Raw genomic sequence first — 21,429 nt, forward strand, 5'->3', positions numbered from 1 at the left:
GTGGCGCTTTTTTGTTGGCAGGCAGCCAACTCTATTTCAACCGGATGCCCCGCGCTTTTAAAACCGTCTGCTTTTTAATCTCCACCAGTTCCTTCACATAGTTGCCATACACGGCCGTGGCTTTCCCGTTTTCCACTTTATAGTACGGCGCCGGAAACGTCTTGCTAACCCACTCCGGCGCAGCCTGCGACACATCTATTACGACTGGCTCCCGGAATTTTATTATTTCCGGCTTGATTCCAGAATCAGGACCGAGGGCAGCGTAATCGGAGGCTGAATAAGGAGCAGCCCACTGGTTGCCGGCCGTTTTGTACAGACTGTAGTATTGGTATTTCTGATGCACCAGTTCCTGGCAGTATTCACTCACAAACAGGAGTACGTGGCTGTATTTGCTGAAGGCCGGAGTGCCGTAATGGTCGTAGGCCACAAACCGGATGGTATCCCTGGGAAAGCCGCCGGCAACGTTCTGCAAGACTTTGTACTGCGCGTTATAGCCCCTATCCATCATAATAGTGTTGCAATAGTACTTGCGCTTGGCTACGGTCACCTTCACCTTCTCGCCAACGAAAACGAAATGCTTCGGCAGCGTATCCTTGCACGGCACGTAGGGCTGGCACACTTCGGGTAGTAGCCTGATGCTAATGGCCTTCCTCTTCAGCAAATCCTTCACCGCGTATTTCTGGGGAATATGCTCGAAGGATTCAAAATAGAGCGAGTCGCGCAGCCGGGCCCGTATGCTAAACGCCCCGTTGGCTTTGGTCCGCACTCTGTAGACAGTATCAGTTATAATCCACCGATAATCAGCGGGGTTACGCTGTGGCAAATCCAAGAACTTATTTATCGTATCGTTCAGCACCACCGTTACCCGGTTACGCCCCTTGGTGGAATCCAGTGCCGTGCCTTTGATGAGTACCGTTTGGGAATGAGTGACTCCGGAAAGCAGACAGAGGCAGAATAGGAGCAGATATTTTTTCATAGGCGTTTCTTTTAGTTGCCAAGCCAGCGAATGGGCAAAATACAACTGCGGCCAGCTCAGCCCACCACCGGCCGCAGCGTACTCCAACACACGGGCAAGGCCGTCAGCAGGCCGTGCTGCTCCCGCACCAGCCCGAAGGGCTCGTCGCGCAGGATGAGGAAGCCGTCGAGGTCACAGACGTCGGCCAGGTGGCTGAGCTGCAACGCCGACCAGATACCCAGCGAGGTTTCGACCATGCAACCAATCATGGTTTGCAGGCCGTGGGCGCGGGTTTGTTGTAGTAGCCGGATGCCGTTGAGGTAGCCACCGGCTTTCATCAGCTTCATATTTACGCCGTGAAACTGGGCGGCAATTTCGGTGAAGTTGGCCGTGTCAGTCACCGATTCGTCGGCGAAAACCGGGTAGGGTGAACGGCGGCGCAGGTAGCGGTAGTCATCGGGGCAGGTGGCGGGCATGGGCTGCTCCAGCAGGCGCACGCGCAGGCCGGGCAGCGCCGGCAGCTTTTCCAGGAACCCCAGCAGCGCGTCGGCATCGGTCCAGGCTTCGTTGCCGTCGATAATCAGCTCCCGACCGGGCAGGGCCTGCGTTAAAGCCCGCAGCAGCTCGAAGCCGCTTTCCTGGTTGACCTTGATTTTGAGCACCGAAAATCGGCTCATCTGCTGCTCGGCCACAAAACCAGCCACCGCGCCGGGCTCCATAATGGGCAGCGTGAAGGCCGTAGCTACCGGCACACTGGGCGCGGCCACGCCCAGCCACGCCGCCACCGACTGCCCCGCCAGCGCCGCCGCCCGGTGCACGAAGGCCGACTCCAGAGCAAAGCGCAGGGCGTGGGCCGGGTTGTGCATGGCCAGAAACTCCTCCAGCTCGTGCAGCCGCGTAAGCTCCCCTAGCCCGGCCCGCACCAGCGCCTCAAACTCGGCTGTCAGCCCTTCCGGCGTTTCGCCGTAGCGCACGTTGGGCGCGGCCTCGCCCCAGCCCGAGGCGGCACCCTCCCCCACCCGCACCAGCAGGTTGGTTTTGGTGGTGGAGGCGTTGCGGGATATTTTCCAGGTGAAGCGGAGCGGCAGCTCATAGGCGGCCAGAGTCCAGGGTAGCGGCACGGCAGATAGGCTAAAGCGGGATACTGTACAGAGGTACGAAAAACAAGATTGAAACGGGCAATCCGCCACGAAAGCCAAAAACCTATCTTTGCTGAGTTTCCCGCCGATTTCCTCCTCCGATTTTCTTTCGCATGAAGTTCTCCCGCATTGTTCCCGTGGTTCTGCTGCTACTGGTGGTAGCCCTGGCCCTCACCGTTTTGCACGCCTACAACATTGGTGGCCTGCCCGATGCCGCCCCCACAATAGCCCGCTGGCTGGCCCTGGCCGTGTTGATAGTGTATGCCACCCAGCGCCGCTCCATTACGTTCTGGATTGTGGTCAGCATGTTTGTCGGGGCCGAAATCGGACACGACTTCCCGGTGCAGGCCCAAAGTCTGAAGGTGCTCAGCGACGTATTCCTGCGCCTGGTCAAAACCATCATTGCGCCACTGGTCTTCGCCACGCTCGTGGTAGGTATTGCCGGCCACGCCGACCTCAAACAGGTGGGCAAGATGGGCATCAAGGCCTTGGTGTACTTCGAAGTCGTCACCACCTTTGCGCTGTTCATCGGCCTGGCCGCCATCAACTTAACCAAGGCCGGCGTGGGCATCAGCCAGGCCGGGGTGGATGTAGCGGCCGAAAAGCTGCAGACCGTGGAGCAAACTACCTCGGATATCATTCTGCACATCTTCCCCGAAAATATTGCCAAATCCATTGCCGAAGGCCAGGTGCTGCAGGTCGTAGTTTTCGCCATCATCTTCGCCATCGGCCTGGCCATGGTGCACGGCAAGCACCGCCGCCCGATGCTGGAATTTGCCGAAAGCCTGTCGGAGGTAATGTTTAAGTTTACCAACGTGGTCATGTTCTTCGCGCCTATCGGCGTGGGTGGGGCCCTGGCATACACGGTAGGCAAAATGGGCTTTGCGCCCCTGCTGAACGCCTTCAAGCTCCTGCTGACGCTATACGGTGCCCTGGCCGCCTTCCTGCTGCTGGTGCTGGTGCCGGTGGCCCTCATTGCCCGCATTCCACTCAAGCGCTTCATTCAGGCCATTGCCGAGCCCGTCAGCATTGCGTTTGCCACTACTTCCTCGGAAGCAGCTTTGCCCCGGGCCATGGAAGCCATGGAAAGCATCGGAGTGCCGCGCCGTGTAGTGGCTTTCGTAATGCCCACGGGCTATTCCTTCAACCTCGACGGCACCACGCTCTACCTGTCGCTGGCCGCCGTTTTCGTGGCCCAGGCCGCCGGCATCGACTTGTCGTTGGGTCAGCAGCTGGTAATGGTGTTTACCCTGATGCTGACCAGCAAGGGCGTGGCCGGCGTGCCGCGCGCGTCCCTGGTGATTCTGCTGGCCACGGTGGCATCGTTCAACCTGCCCTCGTGGCCGGTGTTCATCATTCTGGGTATCGATGCGCTGATGGACATGGCCCGCACGGCCGTAAACGTAATCGGCAACTGCCTGGCTACGGCCGTAGTAGCCCGCTGGGAAGGCGAGTTTATCGACGATTACGTGGCTCCGCCCATTACCGAGCTGGCCGAAGCCGACAGCAGCCTGGCCCAGCCGGTACACTAAATCAAATTTAACATATATAGAAACAACAAAGGCAGGACGCTAGTCCTGCCTTTGTTGTTTCTATAATCCAGAGAACAGAAAATATAACCATGCGACGATTTATAGGATTATGTAAACCTGTTGGTGTAATTCGCGGTACAAGCTACGTAGTAGCTAACCCGCCATTCTCTCTAACACCAATTGTATGAAGCGTTTAGTTCGGATTTCCTTGTTTAGTTTATTGCTTCTTTCGGTTGGTTGCCGCTCGATGAATAAGGCACTGTTTGCCATTCCAGCGGCTCCGCTAGCCACACGCCTGCCACTGCTGGACGTGGGCGTGGATGCCAACGTGTTTCAGGCCTCGGCGGGAGCTAATCCCGAAGATGCCCAGAAGCTGTTTCGGCTGGAGCTGGAGCGCAACCTGATGGATGCCAAGGACACGACTACTTACGGCTCGGTGAAGTTGCAGCTAACCAAATCGGACTTGCAGCGCACGGGCCGCGGCCTGCACATCTTTCAGCTGGCTACCCTGATGACGCCCACCATCCTGGGTATTCCGGCCGAGTTTTTCCACGGCAACGTGCAGGCCGAAGTTCAGATTATCGATGTGAAAGGCAACGTGTTGGCCACCTACACCGGCAAAGGCAAATCCAATATTACGGTAGCCATGTACTACGGCTACTCGCAGAAAGGCTCGCCGCGCCTGGCCGACGTGCAGGCATTGCGCGAGGCTCTAAACGAAATCCGGCCCCAGCTGGCCGCCGACGCGGCCGCGCTGCGCGAGCAGCTTATTCTGGCCAAAACGGCCGGCGTGGTAACCGTCGGCGAGTTGCCCGGTATCAGCACCGACGCGCCGGAGCCGGCCCCCGCCGATTCGACGGCGACACCGGCCGTTACTCCCGACACCGGCAAATAAGCAAGCGTTTTTTCTGACTGAAACCGAGCAGGCAACACACATGTGTTGCCTGCTCGGTTTTTCTGGCTTTCGGCCGCATGCGGCCGGCTGAAAATTGGCCCTCTATGTGCAACCTTTACGGGGCTGGCCGTTCCTTTGGCGCACGATGCGCCGGCACGGCGTGCTACCGTTCCCCCACTTCTTTTTCCTTGCATGAAACACTCTGTGCAGATCTGGCTGTTAGCGGCCGGGCTTCTGGCGACGCCCCTGGCCCAGGCGCAACAAAAGGCCACTCCGGCCGCCGCTAAATCCGCTGCCCCGGCCCCGGCTTTCCCCTACCCCATGCAGCAAAAGCAGCTGGCCAACGGTCTGAACGTGGTAACCGTACCCTTCGACTCACCCGGGCTGGCTTCCTTTTTTCTGGTGGTGCGGGCCGGCTCGCGCGACGAGGTGGAACCGGGCCATACCGGCTTTGCGCACTTCTTCGAGCACGTCATGTTTCGGGGCACCGACAAGTACACCAAGGAACAGTACGACCAGGTGCTGAAGTCGGTGGGTGCGTCGGCCAACGCCAACACGTCGTTGGACCGCACTGTGTACCACATGACCGGCAACGCGACAATGCTGGAGAAGATGTTTGAGGTGGAGGCCGACCGGTTTCAGCACCTGAAATACTCCGAGCACGACTTCAAGGCCGAAGCCGGGGCCGTGAAGGGCGAATACACCAAGAACTCGGCCTCGCTCTACACCCAGCTCAATGAGAAAGTAGCCGACGCGGCCTTCGACAAGCACACGTATGAGCACACGACCATGGGCTTTTTCAAGGACGTGGTGGATATGCCCAATCAGTACCAGTATTCCCTCTCGTTCTTCGACCGGTTTTACCGCCCCGAATACACCACGCTGCTGGTGGTGGGCGACGTGAAGCCCGAGCAGGTTAATCAGCTGGCCGATAAGTATTTCAGCATGTGGAAGCGCGGCAGCTACCAGCCCGCAATTACACCCGAGCCCGAGCAGACGGCCCCGCGCTACGTGCATATTCAGAACGCCAACTTCCCGCCCTTGCTGAGTTTGAGCTACCGGGCCCCGGCTTTCAACGACCAGAGCAAAGACCTGCCCGCTCTGGATATTCTGACTACGATGCTGTTTTCGGATAACTCGCCACTGTACCAGAAGCTGGTGGTGAAAGAGCAGAAAGTGCGCTTCGTGGGCGGCTCGCCCAACTACACCCGCGACCCTTACCTGCTCTCGTTGCGGGCCTCGGTGGTGAAAGCAGCCGATATGCCCTACGTGAAGGAGGAAATTACCAAAGCCCTGGAGGAGCTCAAAACCAAGCCCATTGATGCCAAGCGCCTCGCCGATACCAAGTCGGCGCTGAAGTACGGCTTCCTGATGGGCCTCGATTCGCCGGACCAGATTGCCAACGGCCTGGCCGAATTTATCTGGCTGACCGGCAACCCGCAGAGCTTGAACAATTTCTACGCGTTGTATGACCAGGTAACGCCCGCCGACATTCAGGCTGCCGCCCGCAAGTACTTCGTGCCCGAGCATCTCACCGTGGGCACCATTGGCCCCAACGCCACGGGTGGCATTCAGTAGCGTTTTTTAGTTGTCAGTTGGTCGTTATCAGTTGTCAGGCTCCTGACTCAGAAATGATAACGACCAAAAACTAACAACTGACAACAACCAACTAACAACCTCTTCTAATGAAACATATTATTTCCCGCTTCCTGCTGGCCGCAGCTTTGGGCACGGCCGCCGTGGCCCCGCTGCAGGCCGCCGACGTAGTGGAGCTGCGCCAGCCCAACGCCTCGAAAGTGGTAGTTAAGCTGCAGTTTCGTACGGGTTCCGCTGCCGACCCGGTGGGCAAGGAAGGCCTTACCTACCTTACCAGCCAGCTCGTGGTTGAAGGCGGTACTAAGGCCATGACGGCGGCCCAGCTCAAGGACTTCCTCTATCCGATGGCCACCAATTACTACGCCACCACCGACAAGGAAGCCACCACATTCACCTTCGAGTTTCACCGCGACTTTATCGACAAGTTTTACCCCGTGCTGCAGGGCCTGATTCTGACGCCCAGCTTCACCCAGGAAGACTTCGACCGGCTTAAGTCCAACCAGCTCAACTATGTAGAGCAAGTAATTCGGGCTTCGTCGGATGAAGACTACAGCAAATTTGCCCTCGAAGACCAGCTGTTTCGCGGCACCCGCTTTCAGCACATGACGCGCGGCACGGCCGCCGGGGTGCGAGGCCTCACGCTGGCCGACGTGAAAAAGCAGTATGCCGCTGCTTTCGGCCAAGACAACCTGACCATTGGCATTGCCGGCAACTACCCGGCCGCGTTTGCCAAGCAGCTGAAAGCCGACTTGGAGAAGCTACCCAAAAGCACCGTAAAAACGGTGGTACCGACCGTGGCCGCGCCCAAAGGCATTCACGTTGAAATCATCAGCAAGCCCGACGCGCTGGGCTCGGCCGTGTACGCGGGCTTCCCCATCCAGACCACCCGCGCCGCCGACGACTTTGCGGCGCTGATGGTAGCCAACTCCTACCTGGGAGAACACCGCAAAAGCTACGGCCGCCTCTACGACAAGATCCGGACAACCCGCTCGATGAACTACGGCGACTACAGCTACATCGAGTGGTACGAAAACGGCGGTCAGAACATGCTGCCCGTACCCGGCGTGCCGCGCCACGCCAACTATGCCAGCCTTTGGCTGCGCCCGGTTCAGATTGCCGAAGGCCTGCGCAAGCAGTACCCTACCGAGCTGGGCACCCTCACGGTGGGCCATGCGCCGTTTGCGCTGCGCCTGGCCGTGCGCGAAATGGATAACCTGGTGAAGAATGGCCTGAGCAAGGAAGACTTCGACATCACCCGCACCTTTCTGCGCTCCTACGTGAAGCTCTACGGCACCACGCCGTCCAAGCAGCTCGGCTTCTTGCTCGACTCGAAATTTTACGGCCGCAAAGACTACCTCAAAGAGCTGGATGGGCAACTGGCCAAGCTCACGCTCGACGACGTGAACCGGGCCATCAAAAAGCACTGGCAAACCCAGAATATGTACGTCACCATCGTAACGGACGACAGCGAGGCTCAGCCCCTGGCCGATGTGCTGAAGCAAAACACGGCCTCGCCCATGAGCTACGCCAAAGTGGTGAGCGAAGGGCTGCCCAAGGCCGTAGTGGCCGAAGACGCGCAGGTGGCTACCTACAAGCTGAACGTAACGGAGGTGAAGGTAATTGACACGAAAGACACGTTTAAGTAAACCGAATTCCGTCTTCTGACTATAGTAAAACCGCTCCAGCACACGTTGGGGCGGTTTTTTTTCGTTGGCTGATTAAACGTTGCCGCGCGGCGGGCATCTATGGTCCGGAAATCAGTAACAACGCTACCTGCATCTGCCTTATGAAAACCTCTCTGCTCAAATCCTGCACCCTGCTTTTGGCTGCGCTGCTCATCGGCTTCGGCACGCTGGCCAAAGGCCGCCACGACGAAAAGCCCGGCCGCAAAGAAGTACACGCCTATTATCAGGCCAACGTGCTGCCCGTAGTGCGGCAGCAGCGCCAGAAGCTGGAAGCCCAACTGGCCGCCGACGACAAAGCCCAGCTGGCCACCTACCGCACCCAGCTCCGCGACCTGCGCCTGCGCGGCAAAGCCCTGCGGGAAAGTTTGCGGCCCGCCGGCAGCACCGAAGCCCGCCCCGCCCCGACCGACGCCCAGAAGCAGCAGTTGCAGGAGTTGCACTCCCAGAGCCGGGAAATCATGGTGAAAGTGGGGCTGATGGCCAAAAAGTATGAGGCCCCGCTTGCCCAGCTCACCCAGGAAATTCAGCCCCAAAAAGACAAGTGGAATGCCGACCTCAAGGCTATTGCTGCTAAATATGCCCCGGCCGGGCAGCCCGCCAGCACCGGTGAGCTGGCCGAGCCGCGTCGGGGAAACCGCCTGGGGGGCCACCACGGCAAAGGCCCGATGGGCCAGTTTTTCCGCCCCGCGAAGTTCCTGCTGCTGGACCCCAATGCCCCCGCCCCGGCAGCTGCCACTGGTGGTGCTACTGGCATGAACGTGTATCCAAACCCGGCCGTAGCTACCAATCAGCTGGAATACTCGGTGAAGAAAGCCGGCCCCGTTACCATCGAAATTCTGGATGGCCGCGGCAACACTCTGCGCCCCGTGCTGCAGAATGAGCAGCAGGAAAAAGGCAGCCACACGCTCAGCACCAACCTCAGCGACCTGCCGGCCGGTACCTACTTCTACAAAATCACGACCCGCTCGGGCGCCGAAACCAAGCGCTTCGTGAAGCAATAAGGCAGGCCCTTCGTTCGTATAAAAGCCAGCTCCCGTGGGAGCTGGCTTTTTTTATGCACCGCCGATTTACCCCGTTTTAGCCCCCGATACCACAATCTTGCGTTTGGGGCGCTACCTTTACTCTTCCTATGCAACGCAATCTGCTCACCTGGTTTCTTCTGCTCGGCTCAGCTCTGGCTATTTCGGCCTGCTGCGCCAACAACGAGTGCGTGTGCCTCGACAACACGGACGACGCCGTGTACCTCAAATTCAGCCTCGATTCCCTGGGCGGTACGGGCTTTTTCTACCGGGAGCTCCGCACTATCTATATCCGCCGTATTCCGGTGCGCGGTGCCAACGAAACCGCCGTTCTGCCCGCCCCCGATTCCGTTCTGATTACCCGTACCCGCACGCAGCTCCGGGATACCATCGTGCTGAGCCCCACGACGCCGTTTACCAGTAGTGGCCGCCGCTTCGATGCGTATTCTTACGTTATTCGGCTGGCCCGCCGCGAGAAAGACCCAAAGCCGTTCATTATATCAAATTTATCGGTACAAGGCGTTTTCGACGAAGCCAGCGGCTGCTGCACCTGCTACCGGAATTCAGTCAAAACCTTCAAGCTTACCAATGGGCTCAAGAACAACAAGCCCGATACCATACGATACAACTTTTCGGGCCTGCCCGCTCAAACACTGGTGCTGAAGCGCTAAATTTTCGGAGCTGGGCACAGCCGGCCCGACTGCCAGCCCGGTAGCTTACGTATAGGCTTGAGCAGGCTCCGGACATATTGTGAATCAATCCGCCGGGATGCGCTGTTATACCGGCACTTATGTTACGAGAACCTACCGTCCGCCCTGCGGCTCCCGCTTCCTCCCTGGCTTTTCCCTTCAAGACGACGCTTAGTCTGGAGCCAATTATTGCCTACTGGCAGGCTCGGGAAAACGACCCCAACCCGGGCGTAGCGCTGCTGGCCCGCTCCATCGGCGAGCAGGTGGCCGATGCCCCTTGGTGCCGGGGCGCCATCACCGATCTGAGCGTGCTGGATTGCAGCTGCGACCTGGTCGAAACGCTGCTCATGGCTGTGTTCCCGCCCGCGTCGTTCCAAACCGATATCAGCGGGGCCGTGGCGCCTTTCCAGCGCCTGAGCTTTTACCACACGCCCAAGTTTGCGGAAATTCTGCTCAACCAAAACAAAACCGTTAAGCAGCCGCTCAATTTCGACACCCGCACCATGGATATCTACATGGCGCGCATGGTGTACCAACTTATTCTGGACAAAATTTACGGCGTTTATCTGCCGTTGCAGGGCACTATCATCTTCACCGTGCCCGATTACAATATCGGTTCCTACCGGCACTACGGCGTGGGCTACCACTCCTCGTTTGTGGATGTGCGCGTGGTGGGCGAAAAGCCCGAGTTGACCCCGGAACAGATTGAGCACCTAAGCCACAACCTGCACCGCGCCGACCTTTGGCATGAGCTGCTGCCGCCCGAGCGTTTCGAGCTGGAAGGCTTCAACATTCTGCACCTGGTGGACGTGACGGAGCAGGAAATCCTTTCGGAGCTGAAGTATGACCTGCTGGAGCGCGACGTGCTGCAGGCCTCCGACCGGCTCGAGCAGATTCAGGAAAAGTTGCGGGTGCTCTTCGGGCGGCCGTTTCTGCAGCTCGGTATTGCCGCCTACGACGAGAAAAAACAGGCTTTCGTGGATTTTGGCCGCAAAATCAACCACAGCTTCCTCACCAAGCAGCTCAACAACCAGGACGCCGGCTCGGGCTTCCGCCGCATCTACAACCAGCTCTTGCAGGACCGCCAGCCCCTGGTGCTGCAGAACGTGGAGCAGGCCGATATTCCCGAAGACCTGCGCCAGCAGATTCTCGGTATCGGCATCAAAAGCACCATTCTGGCCCTGCTGCCCTACGGCGACGATACGGTGGGCTTGCTGGAACTGGGCTCACCCAATATCGGCGACTTGGACGAGTTCTGCATTGAGCAGGTGGCGCAGTTTGTGCCCCTGTTTGCGGTGGCTGTAAAGCGCAACTCGGAGGAAATCCAGACCCGGGTGCAATCTATCATTAAAGAGAAATTCACGGCCATTCACCCCACTATGGAGTGGCGCTTTACGGATGCGGCTCTGAACCTGCTCAACAAGCTGGAGGACGGCAACAAAAGCGCCGAAATGGAGGATATTGTCTTTCACGAGGTGTACCCATTGCACGGCGCCAGCGACATTCGGGGCAGCAGCACGGCCCGCAACGAAGCCATTCAGGGTGACCTGATTGAGCACCTGACGCTGGCTAACAAAGTGCTGAAAAAAGCCTCCGATTTCCAGCAGTTGCCGATTCTGGACGAGCTGAAGTTCTACGTCAACAAGAACCTGCGCCGCCTGCGCCAAGGCATCCTGACCGGCGACGAGGTCAGCATCTTCGAGTCGCTAAAGGCCGAGGTGGAGCCGCTTTTTGAGTATCTGGGCACCAATACCCCCGAGCTGCGCCCCATCATTGCCCACTACTGGAGCAATATTGACCCCGAGCTGGGTATTCTGTACAAGCGCCGCAAGGCCTTTGAGCAGAGCGTGACGCTGCTCAACGATACGGTGAGCGACTACCTCGACGAGGAAGAAGCCAAGGCCCAGCTGATGTTTCCGCACTACTTCCAGCGTTTCAAAACCGACGGCGTGGAGCATAACATCTACGTGGGTGCCTCGCTGGTCGAGAACAAGCCTTTCGACCTGGTTTTCCTGAAAAACCTGCGTTTGTGGCAGTTGCTGGTAACCGTGGAAATAGCCCGCCTGACGGCCGCCCTGCAGCCCCGCCTAGCCGTGCCCCTCGAAACCACCCAGCTTATCCTCATTCACGGCCAGCCCTTAAGCATCCGCTTCCGCCAGGATGAGCGGCAGTTCGATGTGGACGGAGCGTACAACATCCGCTACGAAATCATCAAGAAGCGGGTGGATAAAGCTACCGTGCTTGGCACCGGGGAGCGGCTTACCCAGCCCGGCAAAATTGCCCTGGTATACGCCCAGCTCCGCGAAGCTGCTGAATATATGGAGTACATCGACTACCTCCAGGACCGTGGCATGCTGGAGCCCGAGGTGGAAGAGTTGGAGTTGGAAGAGCTGCAAGGCGTAAAAGGCCTGCTTGCCCTGCGGGTGAAAGTAAAATTGTAATGTGCTAATGAGTAATGTGCTCATGTGCTAATCTCAACCTGTTATTGTGAGCACAGCGAAGCAATCCGTCCTCTGAAATGTGCTGACTTTCCCTAACTGAAAAGCCCTTTCTCGTCACAACGAGAAAGGGCTTTCTGGTAAAAGGGCGTTTGTCACTAGCAGAGGACAGATTACTTCGTCATTCTTCCTCGCAATGACAAACGATTAGCACATCAGCACATTACCCCCTAAGCACATTGCTTTCCCGCCACCACAGATGCAGGCCGGAGCGGAGCAGCACCAACCAGCCCAGGCCAGCTGTGAAGCCAGCCAGCACATCGGTGGCGTAGTGCACGTGCAGGTAGATGCGGGTGAGGCCGATAACGACGGCCCAGAGCAGCAGCGCTACCGCCCAAAGCGGGTGCCGGCCGTGGCGCCAGAGCAACCACGCCACGCAGCCGTAGAAAGCCATACCAATCATGGCGTGGCCACTGGGAAAGCTCAGGCCCAGTTGCGGCAGCAGGGCCGTATCGGGGCGCAGGCGGTGAAAGTGCGTCTTGAAAATCTGGTTGAGAATAGCCGCGCCGGCCACGGCCCAGAACACTTCCAGGGCTTCGCGCTTGCGCTGCCGCCACGCCAGCAGCGCCGGCCCTATGATGGCCACGCCCACCAGAAACGGGGCTGAAGCAAAGAACGTGACGCGCAGCACCCACGGCGTGAGCCAGGGGGCGGCGGCCCGCAGCTGGTCCATAAGGTCGAAAGCGGCCTGGTCGAGCACCAGGGAGTGCTGCACGAACACAACCCGCGTGAGGTAGAAAAAAGCCGCCAGGGCGCTCAGAAATACCAGCAGCAGCACACCCACTTCCACCACGAGGAAAGTAAGCAGCGTGAGCAGGCGCGTGACCAGGTTTTTCATACCAGCAGATTACAAGCGGCAGCAGCAATACGAGTGGCACAGCCGGAAAGACCGGAAAACAAAAAAGCCGATCCTTTCGGATCGGCTTTCGTGGTGCGCTCGGAGAGACTCGAACTCTCACACCTTGCGGAACTGCCGCCTGAAGACAGCGCGTCTACCAATTTCGCCACAAGCGCAGCTCTTTGTTGTCAGTCATAATCCCTTCCGGGGTGCCTTTCAACGATGCAAAGATACAAGGCTTCGTCTTAGTTTATCAAGCATTGGGCGAAAAAAAACATGAAAAATCTTCGTCAAAACGCTATTCAGGCTGTTTTTCAGCCAATTGCGGCGATGATCTTGTTCGATTTTTTACGGTTTTCTCAATTTGCTGCAGCAGCGGAATGGCAATCAGTAGCCAAACCAGGCCGGCGGTGAAGCCCGCCAGCACATCGGAGGCGTAGTGCACCCGCAGGTACACGCGGGTGATGCCGATGAGCAGCACCAGACTAATGAGTAGAACAATAAGCACCCAACGCAGAACTTTTTGCCGGCGCACGTGTGTCATTACCAGGTAGATCAGCAAGCCATAAAACGAAGCGCTGATCATGGCGTGGCCGCTGGGAAAGCTCAGCCCGGAAGCCGACACCAGGGGCAGCAGCGGCCGGGGACGCTGGTAGGTGTTCTTAAGCACCAGATTCAGCGTGATACTACCCAGGGCTACCACTGGTACCAACAGCGTGTACCAGCGGTGCCGCCTAAGAAAGAGAAAGTAGCCGATAAGCAGCAGCGCCACGGCCGTAATGAAGTTGCGTGAGGCCAGAAAAGTAACCTGCTCGACCCAGCCGCTCTGGTTGTCGCCCAGCAGACGGTGCGCCCAGCGAAAAGCCCGGGCGTCGAATACGGCCGCATCCTGATCGAGAACCTCGCGGCCCAGTGCCAGAAACCCCACCACGCCCACTACGCCAATACCCAACGTTAGGGCAAACTCCGCCACGAATAGCAGGAAGCCGGCCATGATCCGGCGGAAATAACTCGTCATTGCGGCCTGGGAGGAATGGTAAACCTTGCTGCATACGATACGGCCCGCCTTCTGGCTACTGCTTCACCGGCAACTCATGCTGCGCTCCTTATTTTTACCTGGCTTTTCCTTGTTTTATGTCCCTTGCTGATACCGGCTTCGACCGGGTAGCCGCTTTTTATGATCCGCTGGCCCGGCTGGTGTTTGGCAATGCCCTGCGGCAAGCTCAGCAGGCGGCCCTGGCCGGGCTGCCGGCCGGCCAGGGCCGGGTGCTCATCATCGGGGGCGGCACGGGCTGGGTGCTGGGCGAAGTGCTGGCGCGCCGCCCCGATGCCCGCGTACTGTACCTGGAAGCCTCGGCCGTAATGCTAGCCAAGTCGCGCGAAACGCTGCTACAACGCTCCCCCACGCATGCGGCCCAGGTGGAGTTTCGGCTGGGTACGGAGCAGGCGCTGCAGCCGGGCGAGTCGTTTGACGCCATCATTACCTTCTTCTTTCTCGACCTGTTTGAGCCCGTCCGGCTGCGCGCCATTCTTGCCCGCCTGGAGCAGGCCCGCCGGCCGGCCGCGCCGTGGCTCCTAGCCGACTTCCGGCCCACCCAAACGCTCTGGCAGCGGGTGCTACTCACGCTGATGTACCGGTTTTTCAGCCTGACCACTGGTATTAGCGGGCGTAACATGCCCGATCTGCACCGAGAGTTGGCCGCCTTTGGGCTGCAGGTGCGCCAGCAGCAGCTTTTCTTCCGGGGTATGGTTGAAGCAGCCGTGTTTGGTTGATTGACTAAAGCTGATTCTGCTTCGTTTGGGATATCGTCTCTCATCCTTCGCTTTGCTCAGGATGACATCATTAAACAACACATTGCCCGCATATTCCCGGGAAAAACAGCGGCGGTAAAACCAACTAGCGCCGGGGTGCCCTATTTTTAGGCGTCCATCCTCGTTTCTCCTTGATTTATGCGGAAATCCGCCGCCACTCTCCTGCTGGCTCTGGCCCTGCCCTTCGGGGCGCTGGCCCAGGCCCCGGTTCAGTATACCGTTGCGTTTCCCAACGCCGTTCACCACGAAGCCCGAGTTACCGTCGTATTTGCTGAGTTGCCCGCCGGGCCGCTGCAGGTGCGCATGGCCCGCAGCTCGCCGGGCCGCTATGCCCTGCACGAATTTGCCAAGAACGTGTACGACGTACAGGCCACCGATTCGAAAGGCAAAACCCTGGCTGTCGGCCGGCCCGACCCCTACGGCTGGGACGTGAGCGGGCACGATGGCACGGTGCGCTTCACCTACACCCTGTTTGGCGACCGGACCGACGGCACCTACGCCGGCATCGACGCCGGGCATGCTCACCTGAATATGCCCGCCACGCTGGCTTTTGCCCGGGGGCTGGAGCAGCGCCCGGCCGAGGTGAAGTTCGACACGCCCACCGGCTGGCAGGTAGCCACCCAGTTGCGCCCCGACGCCGCCAAAGGCACGTACTACGCCCCGCATCTGCAATATCTGATGGACAGCCCGACCTCCTTGGGGCCGCAGAAAGTGCGCTCCTGGCAGCAGCAAGGCCAGACCATTGAAATGAGCGTGCTACACGAGGGCACCGATGCCGAGCTGGATACCTACGTCGACTGGACCAAGAAAATCGTGCAGGAAGCCGGCGCCGTTTTCGGGGAGTTGCCCGCCTATGACTTCGGGCGCTACACCTTCGTGGCCAACTACCTGCCCCAAACCAGCGGCGACGGCATGGAGCACCGCAACTCGACCTCGCTTACCAGCAACCGCCCCCTGCGTGGCCCCGGCGCCATCGACAACCTGGGCACGGTGTCGCACGAGTTTTTCCACGCCTGGAACGTGGAGCGCATCCGCCCCCGCGACCTGGAGCCCTTCGACTTTGAGCGGGCCAACATGAGTAACTCGCTCTGGTTTGCTGAGGGCTTCACACAGTATTACGGAGAGCTGCTGCTGCGCCGGGCCGGGATTTATAACGATGCCGACTACTGCCAGGAAGCGCTGGGCGGCCTGGTGGGCGCCATGCTGAACTCGCCGGGCGCGGCCCGCTACTCGCCGGTGCAGATGAGCCAGCAGGCCCCCTTCGTGGATGCCGCCGCCGCCATCGACCCCAACAACCGGGGTAACACCTACCTCTCCTACTACTACATCGGCGGAGCCAACGCGCTGGCCCTGGACATGATGCTGCGTCAGCAACACAAAACCACCCTCGACGCCTACATGCGGGCCGTGTGGCAGCAGCACGGTAAAACTCAGCAGAACTACGCTCCTGCCAAGCCCTACACCCTGGCCGATCTGCAGCGCATTCTGGGCGAAGTGAGCAAGGATACGGCCTTCGCGGGGCAGTTTTTCCGCCAGCACATTCTGGGCCACGAGCTGCCCAAGTTTGAGGAGCTGCTGGCCCCGGCCGGCCTGCTGGTGCGCCGCGCCCGCGCTGGGCAGGCCAGCCTGGTGGGCCGCCTCACCTTCAACCCCGCCGACAGCACCGCTACGCTGGGCAGCACCCTCATTGGCAGCCCGCTCTACCAGGCTGGCCTCGACCGGGAAGACGTGCTCCAGAAGATTGACGGGCAGCGCCTGAGCAGCGCCAAAGCCGTGCAGGATCTGCTAGCTACCCACAAGCCCGGCGACGCGCTGCCAGTGGAATACCGCACCCGCGGCGGCCTGCGCACGGCCCAGGTCACGCTGGCCGAAGACCCGACGCTGGAAGTAGTACCCTACGAAACCGTGAAACGCCCCGTCACCAAGGCCATGAAGAAATTCCGGGCCGACTGGCTGGGTGGGAAAGCCAAGTAGCGGCTGTTTGCCAACAAAAGCAGAAGGGACGCCAGGAGCTGGCGTCCCTTCTGCTTTCCGGGTATTTGACTATAGTTCTGACAGAATAAAGCCAATTTCACCCTGCCGCGGCTATTTCCGCCGCCCACCGTTTAATGCCCAGGGACGCCCGCCTGCCGCTGATTTACGCCATCATCCTGCTCGACGTCATCGTGGGAGCGGCCATCGGGCCGATTATGCCGGAGTTTGTGCGCGGGCTGCGGCAGCCGCAGGTGTGGCTTTCGGTGGGCACGGCGCTGTTTCTGGGCGTGCAGCTGTTTTCGGCGCCGGTGCTGGGCAAGCTCTCCGATGGCTACGGCCGCCGGCCCATTCTCATTGTGGCAGCTCTGGGCACTTTGTTGGCCAACTGCCTGCTGCTGCCCGTGCGGGCCGGCCTCTACTTCACCAACCGCCTCAGCGACGGACTCACCAACGGCATGTATGCCACCGTGCGCTCGGCCATTACCGACATTTCGGCCAAAGAGGACCTGTTCAAAAACCTGGGCATCGAGGGGGCTATTATCTCCCTGGGCTTTGTGCTGGGCCCTATGGCGGCCGGGGCACTGCTCACGGTGCTGGCCGTGCCGCCCGGCCAGCAAGCCACTTACGTGGTAGGCATGGCCGTGGCCCTGGCGGCCCTGAACGTGGTGCTGAGCCTGCTGCTGCGCGAAACCCACGCCCAGCGCACCGGCGTGCGGGGCGCCGAGCTGCGGGCCGAGCTAAGCCGCTCGGTAAACGTGCTGACCATCTGGAGCCGGCTGAAAAGCAAGGATACACCCGTCCGGGGGCTGCGCGCCATCGTGTTGATGCAGGTGGCCCTCACGATGAGTACGGGCTACTATTTTTACTTCGTGCCCTTCGCCAGCCTGGGTCCGCTGCGTATGGATGCCCGGGCGCTGTCGTACTTCTTCATGTTTTTCGGCACCCTAAGCATTGCCATCAACTATATCTTCTACACCTACCTAGCCGACCGGCTCAACCAGCGCAAAGCCATTTTCTGGTTGGCCGTGGCGAGTGTGCCCGTGCTGGCCAGCTACGGCGTAGTGGGCGCGTCGCGGCCGTTGCTCTACGCCATCATCACCATCGACTGCCTCACCATTTCCCTGATTCAGGGCTTACTGGAAGGCTTGCTGGCCCAGCGCACCACCGAGGCCGACCGGGGCGAAATTTTCGGGCTGAACCAGGCGGTACAGGGCTTGGCCAGCTTTGCCACGGTGCTGGTGTGCGGCGGCCTGTCGGTGCTGCAGCTGGAGCTGCCCTTTGCCTGGTTTGCAGCCTGCATGGCGGCCGTGGCCTGGCAGGCTTGGCGCAGCCTGCGCCGGGCGGACTAACGCGGTAAATTGAGTAGCCAGGATGCAACTTCGGCGGCCCAAAACTGTTCCTGCTAAACGAAGCCCAACCGGTATATATCTGCAGGCCGTGGTTAGAAAAGGAAATTGGGCGGGGCACCTGGCCGTGGTATTCTTTTTCCTGTAGCCACGTTTCGTATCTTGTTGAACCAACCTATGCGCTACCTCTCATTCCCTTTGGCTATGCTCCGTTCTACCTTTGTTCTGAGTGCGTTGACGGCTTGTTTTGCCGGCACCGCCGCCGCCCAAACCGCCACGCTGCCCACCCAGCCCGTGCCGGCCGATGCCGCGCCCAAGCTGGGTATTATCGGGCCGCGCACGTCGTATAGCGTCAATGCGGGCTTTATTACGGCGGGGCGGTTTGGCTCGGCCTCCTACCTCACGCCCCTGGCTTCGTACCAGCTGACCAAGCGGTTTTCGGTGTTTGCCGGCGTTACTTACATGCATATCGTACCCGGCATTGGGGCCACCACGCCGGAAGGGGCGCGTACCATTGGCGTTTCGGGCCTGAACCGCTACGTGGTGCAGGGCGGCGGGGCCTACGCCTTGTCGCCGCGCGTGACGCTGGTGGGCTCAGCCTGGAAAGACCTGACGCCGGCCACGTTTGGCAACGGCGTAAACCCCTACGCAGGCTTTACCAACAACATGGGCTCGGGCGTGAATATGCGGGCCGACTTTAAGATAACGGAGCACATGACGGTGTCGGGCGGCGTGCGGGTTTCCAACGGCGCGGCCCCGGGCTATTCGCCTTTCTCCATCGGCCCGTTTGGGTATTGATTCCGGCCCGTTACGCGCAGTAGCTTCAGGCCCCGGGAATTTTCCGGGGCTTTGCTGTTTCTTTGGCTCCCCTGTTACCCTGACTTTCCTGCCCGCATGGCCGCCCGCATTACCTACCTCCGCAACGAACAGCTCCGCACCGTAAAGCCCGAGTACGCTGGCAACAAGCTGTTCGGCAACCAGTTTGCCAACGGCGAGGAGCTCTACACGCCCAGCTTCAGCAACGTTTTCCGCTGGAAATTCCTGACCGAAAACCCGCAGAAAGAAGAGAAGAAGGCCGACACCTGGACGCCGGCAGTGGTAAGCTGCACCGAGTTTCTGCAAAGCCAGGAAGATGGATTGGTCTGGCTGGGCCATGCCACTTTCGTGCTGCGCACCAGCGGAAAAACGCTGCTCTTCGACCCGCTACTCTTCGACTCTACATTTCTGAAGCGCCGCCACGCCCTGCCCTGCCGCCCCGAGGAGCTCACCGGCATCGACTGGCTGCTGCTCAGCCACGGCCACCGCGACCATCTCGACGACAAATCCATCCGGCTCCTGGCCCGCCAGAATCCGAACATGCAGGTGCTATCGTCGCTGCGAATGGCGCCGCTGCTGCGTGGTATGGCGCCGCAGCTGCAGGTGCAGGAAGCCGGCTGGTGGCAACAGTATGACCTCGGCCCCGAGGCGCCGCTGGGAATCTACTACCTGCCCGCCGCCCACTGGCACCGCCGCGGCCTAAACGATTTGAATCAGGTGCTCTGGGGCAGCTTTCTGCTCCGGACTCAAGACAAGCTCATCTACTTTGCCGCCGACAGCGCCTATGCCGGCCACTTCGAGGAAATCGAGCGGCAGTTTGGCCCTATTGACATCTGCCTGGTCGGCATCGGGGCCTACAAGCCGGCGTTTATGATGCAGCTGAGCCACACCAACCCCCACGAGGCGGCCAAAGCGGCCAACGTGCTGCGCGCCGGCCACGTGGTGCCTATGCACCACGGCACCTTCGACCTGAGCGACGAGCCGGCTTCCGAACCGATTCGCACCATCGAGGAAATTGCGGCCGGGGGTATGCTGCGTGGCGAGCTTCATGCGCCGGCCGTGGGCGAGGTAATGCACTGGCCGGAGTGGGAATAATGCCCGCATCTGCTACAAGCAAAAGGCCCGCTCAACTGAACTGAGCGGGCCTTTTGCTTTCACCAGAACTTGCTTCACAGCTTATTGGCGCACTACTTTTTTCACAATCAATCCGACGGCAGTATGTAGCTGCACGGAGTAAATACCGGTCGGTAATGCACTCAAATCCAGCGCGACCTGGCTCTGGTGCGGCGGCAGCGTCAGGCGCTGCACTACCTGGCCCAGGCCGTTGACGACCTCCACCGGCATAGGGGCCGAGCCAGGCAGATTTGGCAGCTCCAGCGTGGCCACGCCCGTGGTGGGGTTGGGGTAGAGCTGTGTTTGAGCGGCCAGGGCGGCAGTAGGTTTCGTGCCCAACGTAATGCTCTGGAAGTCGCTATAGGTGTGTTTGAGCGAGCTTTCGTAGGCTTTGCTCGTCGTGTTGTAGTTCTGCCGCACTTTGGCCAGCAGGTCGTGGGCGGCGTTGTAGCGCAGCAGGTAGCGGTAGGCCTCGCCAATGGTCCAGACGTTATTAGCAAAGGATTCCGACACGTTGCCCAGCTCGTTACCCCACTCGTCGTAGCTGTGGGCATAGCGGTAGAGGCCCACCCAGGCGTTGTTCTGGCGCTGCTCAAACAGGCCCTGCGAGCTGCCGTTGGGCAGATAGGTAGTTGTGAAGCGGTTCTCCAGCTGCCAGCTACCGTTAATCCACCCTTCGCCTTCCGACGAGATAACCCGGTCCTGAGCGTCATACACGAAGTTGCTCACGCGCTGCTGGTTTACGTAGGCCCCGCTTTGCCACCGCTGCGACACCTGCCCCGAAACCAGCAGCGAGCTGGCGCTGGGGTACGTGTAGAGGTAGCGGGTATTGGGCTGGTAGATACCGGTAGCCGTATCCAGCAGGCTCTCCAGCTCTTCTACTACCGCGCCGGCCGCGTTGTAGGTGCGCGTTGCCCGGCCGCCGTAGGTCGTTACCCAGGCATTGTTGCGCCACTCCTCGTTGCTCCAGGCCAGGTAGCGGTTGTGAGCATCGTACTGCACCGTAGCCCGAAACAGGTTCTGCCAGGCGCCGTTTTGCCACACCTGCTCCAAGTGCTCGGTCAGCAGCCCCGCGCTGTTGTAGGCATCCTGCGAGCGACTCTGATTCTGCCAGGCCGCGTTATTCCAGATTTCGTTCAGGCTGCTCGTCTGGGCGCCGGCCGCGTTGTAAGTCCAGCTGACGCGGTTATGGAGCTGCCCCGTAATCGAGTCCTGCTCCACAATCTGTGTCGTCTGGCCGCTGGCATCGTAGCTGAACACCTCGACCCGGGCCGTGGTGGCCCACTGGTTGCCCAGGTAGTTCCAGTTGTAGATGGCACTTTTACCGGGCTTGCGCACGGTGGTGGCGCGCCGGGCCGGAGCAACCGCAACGGCTTTTTTCGCCAGCAGCTGCCGTAGCTCCCGCGGTAGCTCCGAAAGCTGGCGCCCCGCCATTTCCGGCCCCGACTGCGCGTGTAGGGCGCCCAGGCTAAACAGGCCGAGGGCTGCGGTAAGTAGTTGTTTCTTCATAAAACGAGAAGGG

General features: G+C 59.9%; 17 protein-coding genes and 1 tRNA gene. 12 read left to right on the top strand and 6 right to left on the bottom strand.

Annotated elements, in window-relative coordinates; translation table 11 throughout:
• Window positions 1-31: 31 nt before the first annotated feature.
• Window positions 32-976 (bottom strand): hypothetical protein, encoded by a 945-nt coding sequence (locus LGH74_RS09890; RefSeq protein ID WP_226175197.1) that lies wholly within the window; start codon window positions 974-976, stop codon window positions 32-34.
• A 56-nt stretch (window positions 977-1,032) separates the two neighbouring features.
• Window positions 1,033-2,076 (bottom strand): dipeptide epimerase, encoded by a 1,044-nt coding sequence (locus tag LGH74_RS25080; RefSeq protein WP_226175199.1) that lies wholly within the window; start codon window positions 2,074-2,076, stop codon window positions 1,033-1,035.
• A gap of 131 nt (window positions 2,077-2,207) precedes the next feature.
• On the opposite strand from LGH74_RS25080, the gene LGH74_RS09900 reads away from it, so the two are divergent.
• The 7 genes from LGH74_RS09900 (at window position 2,208) to LGH74_RS09930 (ending at window position 11,951) form a co-directional block, all read left to right on the top strand.
• Complete coding sequence (locus LGH74_RS09900; protein ID WP_226175201.1) at window positions 2,208-3,626, top strand: dicarboxylate/amino acid:cation symporter; 1,419 nt, start codon at window positions 2,208-2,210, stop codon at window positions 3,624-3,626.
• Between the two features lie 247 nt (window positions 3,627-3,873).
• Window positions 3,874-4,521: a hypothetical protein gene (locus LGH74_RS09905; RefSeq protein ID WP_226175203.1), complete on the top strand. Its 648-nt coding sequence runs from the start codon at window positions 3,874-3,876 to the stop codon at window positions 4,519-4,521.
• Between the two features lie 192 nt (window positions 4,522-4,713).
• Window positions 4,714-6,099, top strand: a complete 1,386-nt coding sequence (locus tag LGH74_RS09910; RefSeq protein ID WP_226175205.1) for a M16 family metallopeptidase — start codon at window positions 4,714-4,716, stop codon at window positions 6,097-6,099.
• A gap of 107 nt (window positions 6,100-6,206) precedes the next feature.
• The gene (locus LGH74_RS09915) at window positions 6,207-7,763 is read left to right on the top strand and encodes a M16 family metallopeptidase (RefSeq protein WP_226175207.1); all 1,557 of its coding nucleotides are present in this window, start codon (window positions 6,207-6,209) and stop codon (window positions 7,761-7,763) included.
• 140 nt (window positions 7,764-7,903) lie between these two features.
• Window positions 7,904-8,803, top strand: a complete 900-nt coding sequence (locus LGH74_RS09920; RefSeq protein ID WP_226175208.1) for a T9SS type A sorting domain-containing protein — start codon at window positions 7,904-7,906, stop codon at window positions 8,801-8,803.
• 128 nt (window positions 8,804-8,931) lie between these two features.
• Window positions 8,932-9,492: a hypothetical protein gene (locus tag LGH74_RS09925; RefSeq protein WP_226175210.1), complete on the top strand. Its 561-nt coding sequence runs from the start codon at window positions 8,932-8,934 to the stop codon at window positions 9,490-9,492.
• Window positions 9,493-9,611: 119 nt separating this feature from the next.
• Window positions 9,612-11,951 (top strand): GAF domain-containing protein, encoded by a 2,340-nt coding sequence (locus tag LGH74_RS09930; protein WP_226175212.1) that lies wholly within the window; start codon window positions 9,612-9,614, stop codon window positions 11,949-11,951.
• A gap of 220 nt (window positions 11,952-12,171) precedes the next feature.
• Here the strand turns inward: LGH74_RS09930 and LGH74_RS09935 are convergent, their stop codons facing one another.
• From LGH74_RS09935 to LGH74_RS09945, 3 genes are all read right to left on the bottom strand, one after another.
• Entirely contained in the window at window positions 12,172-12,846 is a 675-nt protein-coding gene (locus tag LGH74_RS09935) for a phosphatase PAP2 family protein (RefSeq protein ID WP_226175214.1), read from the bottom strand.
• Window positions 12,847-12,937: 91 nt separating this feature from the next.
• Window positions 12,938-13,022: transfer RNA gene (locus LGH74_RS09940), tRNA-Leu, on the bottom strand.
• A 122-nt stretch (window positions 13,023-13,144) separates the two neighbouring features.
• Complete coding sequence (locus tag LGH74_RS09945) at window positions 13,145-13,840, bottom strand: phosphatase PAP2 family protein (RefSeq protein WP_226175216.1); 696 nt, start codon at window positions 13,838-13,840, stop codon at window positions 13,145-13,147.
• A gap of 140 nt (window positions 13,841-13,980) precedes the next feature.
• Here LGH74_RS09945 and LGH74_RS09950 point away from each other — a divergent pair, with 140 nt between their 5' ends.
• The 5 genes from LGH74_RS09950 (at window position 13,981) to LGH74_RS09970 (ending at window position 19,889) form a co-directional block, all read left to right on the top strand.
• Window positions 13,981-14,619, top strand: coding sequence for a class I SAM-dependent methyltransferase (locus LGH74_RS09950; RefSeq protein WP_226175218.1), 639 nt, complete (start codon window positions 13,981-13,983; stop codon window positions 14,617-14,619).
• Window positions 14,620-14,796: 177 nt separating this feature from the next.
• The gene (locus LGH74_RS09955; RefSeq protein ID WP_226175220.1) at window positions 14,797-16,632 is read left to right on the top strand and encodes a M61 family metallopeptidase; all 1,836 of its coding nucleotides are present in this window, start codon (window positions 14,797-14,799) and stop codon (window positions 16,630-16,632) included.
• A 134-nt stretch (window positions 16,633-16,766) separates the two neighbouring features.
• Complete coding sequence (locus LGH74_RS09960) at window positions 16,767-17,981, top strand: MFS transporter (protein ID WP_226175222.1); 1,215 nt, start codon at window positions 16,767-16,769, stop codon at window positions 17,979-17,981.
• 201 nt (window positions 17,982-18,182) lie between these two features.
• Window positions 18,183-18,776 (top strand): hypothetical protein, encoded by a 594-nt coding sequence (locus tag LGH74_RS09965; protein ID WP_226175224.1) that lies wholly within the window; start codon window positions 18,183-18,185, stop codon window positions 18,774-18,776.
• Between the two features lie 96 nt (window positions 18,777-18,872).
• Entirely contained in the window at window positions 18,873-19,889 is a 1,017-nt protein-coding gene (locus LGH74_RS09970) for an MBL fold metallo-hydrolase (protein WP_226175226.1), read from the top strand.
• Window positions 19,890-19,970: 81 nt separating this feature from the next.
• On the opposite strand, the gene LGH74_RS09975 is transcribed toward LGH74_RS09970, so the two are convergent.
• Window positions 19,971-21,416 (bottom strand): T9SS type A sorting domain-containing protein, encoded by a 1,446-nt coding sequence (locus LGH74_RS09975; RefSeq protein WP_226175233.1) that lies wholly within the window; start codon window positions 21,414-21,416, stop codon window positions 19,971-19,973.
• Window positions 21,417-21,429: the final 13 nt, after the last annotated feature.

This window comes from Hymenobacter lucidus (assembly GCF_020447265.1).
Taxonomy (GTDB): domain Bacteria; phylum Bacteroidota; class Bacteroidia; order Cytophagales; family Hymenobacteraceae; genus Hymenobacter; species Hymenobacter lucidus.